The organism is Petrachloros mirabilis, from assembly GCF_975968855.1.
Map to the genome: position 1 here is coordinate 1 of NZ_CDLUDY010000031.1, position 12,828 is coordinate 12,828.

The window sequence follows — 12,828 nt, forward strand, 5'->3', positions numbered from 1 at the left end:
ACGCTGCCGAGCAATGTATAGAGCACGTATTTCAACGCCGCGTAATGACGTTCTGCTCCGCCACCCCAGAGCTTGATCAAGAAATAGCTTGGAATGAGCATGAGTTCCCAGAACACGAAAAAGAGGATCAGATCCAGCGAGACGAATACACCCATCGTCGTCGTCTCAAGCGCCAGAAGAGACATCATGTAGAGCTTAGTCTGGTGTCGAATCGTGTCCCACGAATAAACCACGACCAGAACCGTCAAGAACGCCGTGAGGCCCACGAAGAGGACGCTGATGCCGTCGACGGCGAGGTGATAGCTGATCCCCAACGATGGAATCCATGGAACGTGCTCAACGAACTGCATGGCGGCGGAATCGGGAACGAAACGAACCAGCACAAAAATCGCCATTGCCAGTTCAACTAATGAGATCGTCAGGGCGGACGTTCTGACCATGTCTTCGTCATCGAAAAGCCAGAGGACCGCCGCGCCGGCAAGCGGAAAGAAAAGAAGGCAGGTCAAAATAGGAAATGTCGACTCCAACTGTTCTAGCATATGTTGAACCTAGCTCTGCACGATCAACTGAATAACGACGGCTAACAAGAATAGTCCGGCAACGATGATGGCCGCATAATGATGAACCATTCCGCTCTGTAACTGTCGCCATTGTTTGGCAAGGAGATGGTTGCCGTAGCCGATGATATTGAGGCCGCCATAGATCACGTGCTTCTCCGTCCAAGTCGAGGCTGCTGCGCCCAACTCCGTCATCTGACCGACTCCTCGGACAATCCCGTCGAGGACGACGCGATCGAACCAATCGAGCACATGTCCCAGTTTCTTTGTCGGCTCGACGAAGAGGAGATCGTAAAGCTCGTCGACGTAATACTTATTCAAGAGCGTCGTGTACGCGGCTTGCGCTTTGGCAGCCCATCGATCCGGCGCCATCGGATTGACACTGTAGAGATAATGGGCCAGTCCCCAGCCGAGGAACGCGATTCCTGTTGCGATCATCATCAACATCAACACGAGACCGGTCCCTGCTTCGTGCTCGCCACCGGCACCGGCAACCGGAGCCAGGAAATGATGGAGCCAGCCTCGCTCAGGTGGGAATCCGAGAAATCCACCGGCCAAGGAAAGTAGGCCAAGGGCCATCAATGGCCCCACCATCACCGTCGGCGATTCGTGAACGTGTTCTTCCGTGTGGTGGTCCATGCGTGAAGAACCATAAAACGTGAGATAGGTGAGCCGGAACATATAAAAGGACGTCAGAAATGCCCCGATCGCAGCCATCCCGTAAAAGAGGTAATGGTGATGCACAAAGGCGTGGCCCATGATCTCATCCTTGCTCCAGAAACCTGCAAGGGGCGGGATGCCGGCGATCGCCACAGTACCAATCAGGAATAGTCGGTAGGTCCAAGGTATTTTCTTGCTGAGACCGCCCATCTTTCTGATGTCCTGTTCACCGGACAGTGCGTGAATCACTGAGCCGGCGGAGAGGAACAACAGGGCCTTGAAGAACGCATGTGTCATAACGTGGAATACCGCAGCCGTATAAGCACCGATACCGCAACCAAGGAACATGTACCCGAGCTGGCTCACAGTTGAATAGGCGAGAACCCGCTTGATATCGGTTTGCACCAAGCCGATCGTGGCTGCAAACAATGCGGTACACCCTCCGACAATCGCCACGACCTCCATCGCGACGGGGGAAAGATCAAAAATGGCATGGTTGCGGACGATCATGTAGACACCGGCTGTCACCATGGTCGCGGCATGGATGAGTGCGCTCACGGGGGTGGGGCCTTCCATCGCATCAGGCAGCCACGTGTGGAGCGGCAACTGGGCCGACTTCCCCACGGCTCCGATCAGGAGACAGAGAGCGATGGCCGTGGCCATTTCAGGAGAAAGCTGCCCGAGCTGGGCAAAGACCTTGGTATAGTCGAGTGTCTTGAAATTAATAAAGACGAGGAAGATCGCAACGAGAAATCCCGCATCACCGATGCGGTTAACGACAAAGGCTTTCGACGCTGCCTGCGCTGCGGAGACTTTGTCGTAGTAGTACCCGATCAAAAGGTACGAGCATAGTCCGACACCCTCCCAGCCGATGAAGAGAACCACATAGTTGTTCCCCATCACGAGCAGGAGCATGGAAACCATAAACAAGTTCATGTACGTGAAAAACCGCGTGAAGCCGTCTTCCCCGTGCATGTAACCCACAGAATAGATATGGATCAGGAGGCCGACACCCGTCACGACCAGGAGCCATACGCAGGTCAGCGGATCCACGAGATAGGCAAGATTGATCGTGAGATCGCCGCCGAAAATCCACTGGTACACGACGACTTCATGTGCGATACCCGTCTGCACCACATCTACAAAGACGCCGATCGTGCAGAGAAATGAGAGCCCGACGGAACCCCAGGCTAACCGGTGGGCCCAATCATGGGACCACAAGTAACGTCCCAACACGCCGTTGGCTACAACGGCCAGCAGTGGGAATATCGGAATCAGTTTGATTAAAAGATCGGTCACGTTACCACTTCAACAGGTTCATTTCGTCCACGTTCGTAGAAATCTTGCCGCGGAATACGACAATAATAATGGCCAGGCCCACGGCTGCTTCGCCCGCCGCAATCGCGATCACAAAGAGGGCGACCAGCTGCCCCGCCATTGACTCCAGGTAATGGGAGAACGCCACCAGGTTGATGTTCGCCGCGTTCAGCATGATCTCGACGGCCATCAACACGATAATGAAGTTCCGTCTGATCAGCACTCCGAGCAGTCCCGTGATGAACAGGACGGCGCTGACCACGACATATGCGCTGAGAGGAACCATCACCCTTTACGCCTTGCGCTCCCCGTCGATCGGTTTCGGTGTTTTCGCCAGCACGATGGCGCCGATGATGGCCCCCAACAAAAACACCCCCACGATTTCAAATTGAAGCAAGTATTCGCTGAACATCTTAATTCCCACTGCATAGGTATCACCCTCTTGCAACACTAGGCTGGTCGGTGCGTCTCCTTTCGCTCCGCCGTAGGGAGACTTAAACAGTAGGACCAACAGGTACAGAGCGCCAATCACGGTGGGACCCAAGAAGTACAAGTACGTTTTGTGGAAATACCGCTCTTCGGTTTTGAGATTCAGCAACATGAGGACGAACAGATAGAGGACCAATATCGCTCCGGCATATACGACAACCTGAACGGCCCAGAGAAACTCCGCATTCAGGAGGACGAAGAGGCCTGATACATGGAGCAGCAACGCCAATAGCGCCAACCCGCAATGCACGGGATTCTTCAGCGCAACGGTAAGGACCCCCGCGACCATGCTCATCAATGCGAAATAGGTGAAAAAAACCGCGATCATTGCTGGCTCAACTCAGGTGTTTCGGGGTTGATTGGGTCGGTTTGATAACAGACTGTGGGAAGTAGTAGCGGTATTCCCGACTCTCTTCAACGTTCTTTTCTTGATTGTGGGCGTACAGATATTTTTTCCCGTCCTCCAAGTGCTTTTCACCGATCTCGTAAAGACGCTTCTTATCGAACAAGAGCGTCCGCTTGTCGTGCGTTGAGAATTCGTACATCTTCGTCATCGCCAAGGCATTGACGGGACAAGCTTCCACACAATACCCGCAGAACACACATTTGGTGATATCGATATAAAATTCACTGGCATATCGTTGGAGCGGCCTTTCCACATCCTCACGGCTGATGACCTTGATGCAACGAGAAGGACAGGCTGCTTCACAGAGGTCGCAGCCCACACACCGTTCGCGGCCGTCGTCGTATCTCAGCAAGCCGAGGGCACCCCGATGAGCATCAGGAATCGTCCGTTGTTCCCGGGGATACTGGAACGTGATCGGCTTATGGAACATGTGTTTGAAGGTGACCTTCATCGCATCCCAAATCTCGTAAAAGAGGGCGGCTTGGAGAATTTTCTTTGTCAAGGATCCGGCACTCATATTTGACTCCTTGCTCCCTACACCTTTTCGATTGTCACGCCCGTTCGTTTGAACGACGGGACAGCGGTGACGGCATCGATGTGCACAGCCATCAAATCCTTCACAGACGGCTCGTTGAAATGCTCCGGGAAGAAACAGGTTAGGGGGGCGACTTCCCGGTCCTGCTGCACACCGAGTTGCAGTGAGCCTCTGTCGGAAGTCACTTTTACCGATGCGCCATCCGTCAGGCCGAGTCGTTCCATGTCCAAAGGGTTCATCCGCAAGCGACCCGTGTTGGGCGCGACTTTCATGAGTCCCGGCGCACATGTGGAAAGTTTGCCCGAATGGTAAAGCACCTGTCCCATCATGAGTGTGAATGGTCGTTGATTCTCAGCCGCGGCAGGTTTGTAACGACTCCCAACCGACTCGGCATAGCCGTTCGACAAATACGCGTCCGCCGTCGGGACGACCTTTTTGGGCTGACCAAGGTTGTAGTAGCCGGGTAACAGCTTCATGATCTCGGCTTGAATGTCGTTGGCCGACTCATATTCCCACTGGCATCCCAAACCGTTCGCCAGCGCGGTCATGATATGCCAATCGGGCACGGATTCTCCGATGCCATCCATGGCCTGACGGACCCGCAGAACTCTGCCTTCGAGATTCGTGAACGTCCCGTCTTTTTCCGCATAGGTGCAGGCTGGCAAGACGGCGTGAGCCATGCGGCCCGTTTCGGTGAGGAAGGGATCCTGAACCACGAGCAGTTCCAGCCGATCCAATGCGGCACGGACCTCAATCGAGGCCGGCAATGTCGCCAACGGATTCTCGCCGATGACATAGAGCGCGCGGATTTGACCGCTCTTACACCGCTTGAGAATATCAATGAGGTGGGTACCGCTCCCGCTGTCCGGTAACGTGATGTTCCAAGCCTTTTCCAGTTTCCCGCGCATGGTCTGATCGCTGAACGTGGCCAATCCGGGCAGGAACTCCGACGCCGCCCCCATGTCGACCGCGCCCTGTTCGTTGGCTTCTTCGGTCACGGTGTTCACGCCGCATCCCGGACGGCCTAATTTTCCTGTAATCCAAGTCAAGTCGATCATTTTCAAGACGTTTCGATAGCCATCCGGTTGGCGCACAATTCCTTCAGCGCCGAGGATGATCGAGCGAGGAGATTCGGCAAAAATCGAGGCAGCTTCCTTGAAATCGTCGACCGTTAACCCGGTTTGCTGAGCCACTTTCTCAAGAGATACGTTGGCCAGCGCGGATTTAAGAGCTCCGAAGGCCCGCGGATGTCTGTTAACGCTTTCTTCGTCAACGAGGTCAAATTCGATGGCGGCCTTGACCAAACCGTCAATGACGAGCCCTTCTGTGCCGGCCTTGATCAAGAACGGATGGGAGGCCAGCTTGCCGATGTTGGTAAAGGCGGAATCGAATACCATCACTTGCGCTTTGAAGACGCGAATAGCTTCCTTGATGCGAACAGCCGTGAGAGGGTTAGTCTCGGTAATGTTGGATCCGATTATTAAAATTGCTTTGGCTTTGGTCAGATCTTCCCAGTCGTTCGTAGTCCGTCCAAGCCCCAGTGCCTTTTTAGATGCATGAACGAAATTGATATGGCCGTAGCGGGCGCTACTGTCGAGATTGTTCGTGCGGAAACCTGCGCGCATCAATTTTTGGAAAAGGTAGAGCTCTTCGTTTGTGCAACGGGCCGTGATCAACCCCGCGATAGCCTCCGGACCATGCTTCTTCTGGATCTCGGCGAAACGATCGACGACCGTGTGCATAGCCTCCAGCCAGGGAACCTCCATGAGCTGATTACCCTTGCGCAGCAGCGGGTGCTTTAATCGATTTGGCGAGTCGATGTACTCGAAGCCAAACCGCCCTTTGACGCAGATCCCGCCGTGACCTTTGGCGGTCTCGGCCCTGTCTCCCCATTTGTTTTTCCAGGAAAGCGGTGAAGTGACTCGAATCACTTCAGTGTCTTTGGTCTCAAGGTACATCTGACAACCATCCCCGCAGTAATTGCAGGTGGTCGTCGTCTTTTTCATCTGCCAGGGCTTGTACAGGTATTTGGAGAATTTGTTTGTAATGGCTCCGACCGGGCAGACCGCAAGGCAATCACCGCAGAATTCACAGGACAGAGCCTGATCTCCCTTGGCGACGACTTGATTGAAGCCGCCCTTCTTCATGAACTGAAGCGCATCGATCATCAAGACGTCCTTGCAGACGTTGATACACTCGGCGCAGGCAATGCACCGGTTCATGTTGAAATCGAGCACCAGGCTGCGGGTGTCTTCCGGAATGAACTTCTGCTTGGCGTTAGCGAGGTTCGTTACGCCGTGCAGAAACGCCATATCCTGTAATTCGCAATGGCCGTCGGCATCACAGACCGGACAGTCGAGCGGGTGGACGGACAGATGCTTTTCAACCGCCTTTTTCCTGGCCTGGAACAGGTCCTCGCCTTCCGTTCTGATGATCATGCCGGCGGTCGCTTTAGCGGTGCAGGAGCGGACCGGTGCCTTCTTGCCCTCCTGCATGACCAGACACATGCCGCAGGAGCCGAAAGGATCGAAGGTGTAGTGGTAGCACATGGCGGGAATGATCTTACCTGTGCTGGAAATCACGTCGTACAGCGACACACCGTCTTTCGCTGTGACAGTTTTCCCGTCGATGCTCAATTCGATCGTCGCCGCTTCGACTTCTGGGTTTGTTGCCGGCTTCAGTCCCATCTCGTATTACCTATCGCACTCCCCCATCACAATGTCATAGGTTCCGAAGAGTGTGATCGCATCCGCGATCATGTAGCCCCTCGACATGTGGTCGAAAGCCCCCATATGGATAAAGGACGGGGCCCGGATCTTGAGGCGGTAGGGTTTTCCGCCTCCCGTGCTCACGATGTAGAATCCGAGCTCGCCCTTATGGGCCTCCGTACCGCAATAGATTTCCCCCGGAGGGGCGTTGAAACCCTGCGAGAACAATTTGAATTGTTGGATCATCGACTCCAAATTTGTGAAGACACGCTCTTTCGGCGGCAGGGTGACGCTCGGCACGTCGGCCATGATCGGACCTTCCTGAATCTGGGCCAGACATTGCTTGATGATTTTGACGCTCTCGTACATTTCCATAACACGAATCCAGTACCGGTCGTAGGTATCGCCGTTCTTACCGAGCGGTACGCTGAATTCGCACTTGGGATAGGCTGAATACGGCTCGGTTTTCCGGAGGTCATAATTCACTCCAGAACCTCGAAGAGTCGGACCACTCAAACCGAAATTGACCGCATCTTCGGCGGAGACCACCGCGACTCCTTTGGTACGGGCCAGCCAAATTCTGTTCTTCTCCAAAAAGATGACATACTCGTCGATTTTCGGCGGGAAGTAGGCGAGGAATTGTTCAAGCTTGGCCAAGAGGGAGGGGGTGAAATCACGTTCGACTCCCCCAATCCGATACCAGCTCGTGGTCAGCCGCGCACCGCAGAGTTCGTCGAACCAATCGAGTAAAATTTCACGGTCCCTAAAACAGTAGAAAAAAACCGTCATGGCGCCGATGTCCAGCGCCTGTGTCCCGAGCCAGAACTGGTGTCCGATAATACGCTGTACCTCTGCCACGATAGTCCGAAGGTATTCAGCTCGTTCCGGGACCGTGACGTTCATCAGTTTCTCAACCGCGCGGCAATACGCGAAGTTGTTATACATCGCGCAGACATAATCCAACCGGTCGGTGTGGGGGATAAACTGGTGGTACGTGCCTTCCTCGGCCAACTTTTCGACGCCGCGGTGCAGGAAGCCCATCACCGGCGTGGATTTGACTAACCGCTCTCCCTCGAGTTCGAGGATGACTTTCAGCACACCGTGGGTGCTAGGATGCTGGGGCCCCATATTGAGCAGTAATTCTTCCGTGCGAAGAGTCGGAAGCGTCTCGCTCTCCGGATGTTCCGGATCGACTTTATAGACGGTCGTTCTTTGGTCTTCGAATGCCATTACAATTGCTCTTACCTTGCAGGTTCATCTAAGAATTCGAAGGTGTCGCGCCAACCTTTTCCGCGCAACGGGAAATCTTTCCGCAACGGATAACCCTCCGTGTAATCGTCCGGCATTAGAATTCGGCGAAGATCGGGATGGTGGCGGAATCGAATTCCCATCATGTCGTAGACTTCTCGTTCCATAAAGTCTGCGCCCTTCCAGATGTCCGTCAGGGAATCCACCACACAATCGGATTCAGGCACGCGCGTTTTCAACCGGATTCGTTGGCACTTCTTGATCGAATAGAACTCGTAGACCACCTCGAACCGTTCTTCATCGTCAGGCCAATCGACCGAACTTACGTGAACGATATAGTCGAAATCCATTGCCGGGTCGTCGTGCAAAAACATGGCGACCTCGTGGAGTCTCTCTCGTGTGACGGTAATGGCCAAATCACCGCGCCATTCAACTGCCTTGACGAATCCGTCGGTGAAGTTTTCTTGGATACGGCTGGCCAACTGCTGAAGCAACATAAAATTACTCAGATCTTTAGGCTCGTCTTAACCTGTTCCGGCTGTTTAACGAATACGCGCTTTTGCATGATCCGATCTTGGAGCTTAAGAATGCCATCGAAAAGGGCTTCCGGCGTCGGTGGACACCCTGGAACGTAGATGTCGACGGGAACGAAACGATCAACACCTTGTACAACGCTGTAGCTGTCGTAGATATTCCCCGATGTAGCACAGGATCCCATGGCGATCACATATTTGGGTTCCGGCATTTGGTCGTAAATCTTCCGAATCACCGGTGCCATCCGCCGGCACACGGTTCCCGCGACAATCATTAGATCCGATTGCCTCGGCGAGGCCCGAAAAACGCCAGCACCATACCGGTCCATGTCATAACGTGAAGAGACGGCCGCAATCATCTCGATGGCGCAACAGGCCAGGCCGAATGTCATCGGCCAGAGGGACCCCTTGCGTGCCCAGTTCACAGCTTTTTCGACAGTTGTTGTGATGACGTCGGGTGCTCCGTCCTTTTCCTGACGACCCAGTTGAATCAGTCCCATTCCAAGGCTCCCTTACGCCAGGCATACACGTAAGCCACGAGAAACAGCGCGATGAAGATCAACATTTCGATCAATCCGATCATGCTGACCTTGTTGATGTCATTGAATACCACCGCCCAGGGGTACAGAAAGATGACTTCGATATCAAAGATTACAAACAACATGGCGAAGATGTAATAGCGGACGGGGAAGGGCATCCGTGCATCGGAAAAAGGCTCCGATCCACACTCATAGGCGGAGAGCTTTTCGGGCTCAGGATACTTCGGCTGAACCAAGAAACTGATCAGCAACGTGACGACCCCGAATGCGAGCGCCACGAAGATGAACAAGAGAATAGGGAAATATCTTGTAAGGTACTCAAGGAGTAACTCAAGACCGCTCATGACAATGACCTTTCAACACCTTGAGTTGCAAAGGAGAATGGGATCTTAGACGGTGGGTTGCAGGGATAGCAAGCGCACAAAGGACCTACAGAAGAGTCCCTGAAGTCCTAGGGTTCTTGCAGGGCTGTAGCGCAGTACAATTGATCGAAGAGTTTTCTCAGCCATCAAGAGGGATTCCCGATGCCTGAAAACAGGTCGCCTGACCTACTTATTTGTTGCAGAAGACGCTTTGGGTATCATGCGAGAAGAATCCATGCGAAGGTGGGTAGGACGTTTTTGGGCGGTCCTGTCCCATTCAGGCAGGAGCGGGGAAATGGCTTTAGCTTTCTTACGGCGATGGATTTGAGTCTCCAGTCGTGTCGAAACAGAAGTCTTCGAGTTTTTCGATTTCATACAACCCCCATAGCCTTGGAAACGGGCTCGCATTCTACTTAATCAAAATGCACGATACCACCGGTGTTCAGTCTGGTCAATCGCGACAAGACCGCAATATTCTTGACAGTATAGGACTATTTGCTATGGTTTTGGGAGCAACGCTTGCCTCAACAAAGAAGGACAAACGCCATGACTACTCAACGGATGCAGTCTGTAGCGTGCCTGCTGGTTGTAGTTGCCAGCTCTTTCTCTCTCCAAACAGCCTGGGCGGACGGCTTGGACAGCATTCGATTTGGTGAATCGGCACGCTCCTTTGCCGCAGGCTCAATCCAGGTAAACACCCCTCAGGACGGAGTTGTCAATGTGATTACCGGGGATAATCAAACCATCGGAAATCGCATGAGGCTAGGGCAAAATGACATATTCTACATCAAGCTGAAAAAACCAGGAGAAGTGGCAGTCGGTGACCTTTACACAATCTTCAAACGCACCAGGAAGGTGTTTCACCCTGCCAATGGTGAATACCTAGGCTATCTAGTCAATCGCTTGGCGGTGGTTCAAGTTGTTCAGGTCGACAAGGTGCTAGCTGCTGCAAAGGCCGTCAGGGCCTACGGCCCCGTGGCCCCCGGCGATCCCATCGCAAAATTCTCCTTACCTCCTGCTGCAGATGCAAGTTCCTCCCCCGTCTCCGGCGATCTTGCAGGCATGGTGGTCGATATCCAGGCGGACCTGGCTATGACGCTGGTGGCCCAGCGGAACATTGTGTATCTGGATCGAGGTTCTGAAGATGGACTTCGAATCGGACATCGCATGGATCTTGTCCGTTATGGCGGGGGGCTTCCTCCTAGGAAAGTCGGCGAAGTGCGAGTCCTGTCGACTGAAGAACGTACTGCCACGGCTATCATCACGAAGTCGACATCCAGAATCCTTAAAGGTGATCGCTTCCAGACCAGCTTCGACACGGCTGACATGGTCCCGCTTCCCGTTTCACTCCCAGCGGTCCAAGCACCAGAGACGCTCCCACCTGCCGATACCTCGGTAGTTCCGGGTAGCGATTCGAGTCAGCAGGCTTCGCACGAAACACGTTACAACCTGTCCGATTTCATGAAACAGCTCCGCTTCGAATCAGGTGAAGCAACAATCAAACCCGAGGGTTACCAAGTTTTGGATCAGCTGGTCGATCGTTTGAAACAGGATTCCCCCGATCTTTTGATTCGGATCGAAGGCCATGCTGACAACATGGAAATAGGACCTTCCCTTCTGTCGGTGTATCCGACTAATTGGGATCTTTCCAAGGCACGGGCGAGCACTGTTGTTCGTTACCTGATGGAAAAGGGCGGAATCGACTCAGCAAGGATGTCGTCGGTCGGTTACGCCGATACGAAGCCTATCGCGAGCAACGCCACAGAAGCCGGACGCCAACAGAACCGTCGTGTCGAGATCGTCATCTATCCACCGGAAACCACCGTCGCACAGCCCGAAGAGGCGGTCAAACCGTCAACACCCGTCGAGGACGAGCGCCAAGCAAAGAATGTGGTTCAGGAAGATTCAAATACTTCTCTGCCTGATCTTGAGAACTCAACTCCCCAAAAATCGGAAGGAATGGAAACTCCTGAAGCAGCTCCAACAGAAACTGTTCCCGGTTCGACCTCTCCAACAGGAAAGGAAATTGTTCCGGCGCTTCAACCGTAGCAACGCACCTGCCTTCCTTCTCGAAAAGGGGTGCCCTGGATAAACAGGGCACCCTTCTTATTCATCAGCTCTTTACCCCGACGTTTGATGCCTCGCGTTTTATTGTTCCCGGATTTCAGCTGCTGGTACAATGTCGCATGGTCATCGAAGAGGGAATGCCTGCTCAGAGCAACCTGAACGGGTTATACGCCGATGTGATAATCCCCCGGCATCTTTCCGGCCCCTTTACCTATCGCGTGCCGCTTTCAATGGGGACTTCCCTTCGTGTTGGTCATCTGGTGCTCGTTCCATTCGGTCGATCCTATGTACGGGGAGCCGTGGCTTCCATCACTCAGACACCGCCTTCACATATTGCTTCGGAGCAGCTTAAAGACATTCATGCTCTAGACGCGGAAGGATTGGAGACCGAGATTCCGCCGAATCTCTTTCGATTGGCACAGTCAGTGGCAGAATCCTATGCCGCTCCATTAGGACAGTGTCTTCGTCTCATCCTCCCCTCGGCAGGACAAGCAAGAAGAGCGGCTAATCTTCTCCGTCTGACTGACTCAGGGAAAAAGGCGGTCCTTTCTGAATCGGATGATCAAACGCCTGTTCTCAAAGTCCTCAAGCGATTGAACAGACGACCGAGCGGCATGAGGCGAACTACATTACTTGGGCGGGGCCGCCTTCAGGGTAAACTCGTGGATTCGCTCATTGAAAAAGGATGGATTGAGGAGGTGCATGAATCCTCCAATGGAGCAAGTTCGGTTCATGGGAATGCAACTGCAGGGGGAAGGAACGCGATTGTTTCAAGCCCAGGAGGTTCGGCAGCCTTCCTGAGGTCGCCCGCATTGCATGAGTGGAAAACTCGACTTATTGAATTCCTTGACGATCGGAAGGCCTCGCGCCTTCTCCTCCAGTGTCTATCGAGCGAACGCCTGACCCTGCTCCGACTTGCCGTCGAGCACGCCGTGCGAAGCGGGCGCACGGCGATGGTGATCGTCGGTGACAGGGAACGGGCGGAATCAATAGCTTCTCTCCTATCTCGGATCGGCTCAATGAAGTGCGGTTGCCTGCACAGCGGTTTGTCTGACCGTCAAAAGGGCGAGATCTGGTCACAGATTCGTCAAGCACGCGTAGAGGTGGTTGTCGGGACCAGATCCGCGGTCTTCGCCCCGCTTCAATCAATCGGTTTGATTTGGATCGAGCGGGAGGAAGATCCCGCTCTTAAGGAGCCGCAAGAACCTCGGTACCACGCACGCGAGGTTGCCTGGATAAGGGCACAAGAAGAACAGGCTCTGCTCATCATAAGCTCAACACATCTGACACTTGAGACATCCTGGAACGTCAGTCAAAGGGAGCACGTCATGGTGCGTCCACCATGGCAGGTGGGGGCTCCAGCTGTCGAACTCATAGATCCCCGGGACTGCGCCGCCGCCACCCACG

At 53.8% G+C, this 12,828-nt stretch carries 12 protein-coding genes; 2 read left to right on the top strand and 10 right to left on the bottom strand.

Annotated elements, in window-relative coordinates; translation table 11 throughout:
- The 10 genes from ACWVCN_RS01200 to ndhC all read right to left on the bottom strand — a co-directional run.
- On the bottom strand, positions 1–539 hold a 539-nt coding region (locus ACWVCN_RS01200), incomplete at its 3' end, for a complex I subunit 4 family protein (protein ID WP_455243679.1).
- A gap of 9 nt (positions 540–548) precedes the next feature.
- Entirely contained in the window at positions 549–2,516 is a 1,968-nt protein-coding gene (gene nuoL / locus ACWVCN_RS01205) for an NADH-quinone oxidoreductase subunit L (protein WP_455243680.1), read from the bottom strand.
- 1 nt (position 2,517) lies between these two features.
- Positions 2,518–2,820, bottom strand: coding sequence for an NADH-quinone oxidoreductase subunit NuoK (nuoK, locus tag ACWVCN_RS01210; RefSeq protein ID WP_455241801.1), 303 nt, complete (start codon positions 2,818–2,820; stop codon positions 2,518–2,520).
- Between the two features lie 6 nt (positions 2,821–2,826).
- A complete protein-coding gene (locus tag ACWVCN_RS01215; RefSeq protein WP_455243681.1) occupies positions 2,827–3,351 on the bottom strand; it encodes an NADH-quinone oxidoreductase subunit J family protein in 525 nt (174 codons plus the stop codon).
- 7 nt (positions 3,352–3,358) lie between these two features.
- Positions 3,359–3,946 (bottom strand): NADH-quinone oxidoreductase subunit NuoI, encoded by a 588-nt coding sequence (gene nuoI / locus ACWVCN_RS01220; RefSeq protein WP_455243682.1) that lies wholly within the window; start codon positions 3,944–3,946, stop codon positions 3,359–3,361.
- A 17-nt stretch (positions 3,947–3,963) separates the two neighbouring features.
- Positions 3,964–6,651 carry a molybdopterin-dependent oxidoreductase gene (locus tag ACWVCN_RS01225; protein ID WP_455243683.1) on the bottom strand — a complete coding sequence of 896 codons (2,688 nt, stop codon included), beginning with the start codon at positions 6,649–6,651 and terminating at the stop codon, positions 3,964–3,966.
- Between the two features lie 6 nt (positions 6,652–6,657).
- Positions 6,658–7,902 (bottom strand): NADH dehydrogenase (quinone) subunit D, encoded by a 1,245-nt coding sequence (gene nuoD, locus ACWVCN_RS01230; RefSeq protein ID WP_455243684.1) that lies wholly within the window; start codon positions 7,900–7,902, stop codon positions 6,658–6,660.
- An 11-nt stretch (positions 7,903–7,913) separates the two neighbouring features.
- Positions 7,914–8,417: an NADH-quinone oxidoreductase subunit C gene (locus ACWVCN_RS01235; RefSeq protein WP_455243685.1), complete on the bottom strand. Its 504-nt coding sequence runs from the start codon at positions 8,415–8,417 to the stop codon at positions 7,914–7,916.
- Between the two features lie 8 nt (positions 8,418–8,425).
- A complete protein-coding gene (locus tag ACWVCN_RS01240; RefSeq protein WP_455243686.1) occupies positions 8,426–8,953 on the bottom strand; it encodes an NADH-quinone oxidoreductase subunit B in 528 nt (175 codons plus the stop codon).
- Positions 8,944–9,336: an NADH-quinone oxidoreductase subunit A gene (ndhC, locus tag ACWVCN_RS01245; protein ID WP_455243687.1), complete on the bottom strand. Its 393-nt coding sequence runs from the start codon at positions 9,334–9,336 to the stop codon at positions 8,944–8,946. Before ndhC ends, ACWVCN_RS01240 begins: the two co-directional genes overlap by 10 nt.
- 564 nt (positions 9,337–9,900) lie before the next feature.
- Between ndhC and ACWVCN_RS01250 the strand changes: the two genes are divergently transcribed.
- Positions 9,901–11,403, top strand: a complete 1,503-nt coding sequence (locus ACWVCN_RS01250; protein WP_455243688.1) for an OmpA family protein — start codon at positions 9,901–9,903, stop codon at positions 11,401–11,403.
- Between the two features lie 155 nt (positions 11,404–11,558).
- The coding region (locus tag ACWVCN_RS01255) for a primosomal protein N' family DNA-binding protein (protein ID WP_455243689.1) at positions 11,559–12,828 on the top strand (1,270 nt) is incomplete at its 3' end.

What these genes read in the sequence shown, in the direction of transcription:
- ACWVCN_RS01215 (WP_455243681.1), bottom strand. Translation starts at nt 3,351, where the DNA reads ATGATCGCGGTTTTTTTCACCTATTTCGCATTGATGAGCATGGTCGCG.
- ACWVCN_RS01235 (WP_455243685.1), bottom strand. Translation starts at nt 8,417, where the DNA reads ATGTTGCTTCAGCAGTTGGCCAGCCGTATCCAAGAAAACTTCACCGAC.
- nuoK (WP_455241801.1), bottom strand. Translation starts at nt 2,820, where the DNA reads ATGGTTCCTCTCAGCGCATATGTCGTGGTCAGCGCCGTCCTGTTCATC.
- ndhC (WP_455243687.1), bottom strand. Translation starts at nt 9,336, where the DNA reads ATGAGCGGTCTTGAGTTACTCCTTGAGTACCTTACAAGATATTTCCCT.
- nuoI (WP_455243682.1), bottom strand. Translation starts at nt 3,946, where the DNA reads ATGAGTGCCGGATCCTTGACAAAGAAAATTCTCCAAGCCGCCCTCTTT.
- nuoD (WP_455243684.1), bottom strand. Translation starts at nt 7,902, where the DNA reads ATGGCATTCGAAGACCAAAGAACGACCGTCTATAAAGTCGATCCGGAA.
- ACWVCN_RS01240 (WP_455243686.1), bottom strand. Translation starts at nt 8,953, where the DNA reads ATGGGACTGATTCAACTGGGTCGTCAGGAAAAGGACGGAGCACCCGAC.
- ACWVCN_RS01225 (WP_455243683.1), bottom strand. Translation starts at nt 6,651, where the DNA reads ATGGGACTGAAGCCGGCAACAAACCCAGAAGTCGAAGCGGCGACGATC.
- ACWVCN_RS01250 (WP_455243688.1), top strand. Translation starts at nt 9,901, where the DNA reads ATGACTACTCAACGGATGCAGTCTGTAGCGTGCCTGCTGGTTGTAGTT.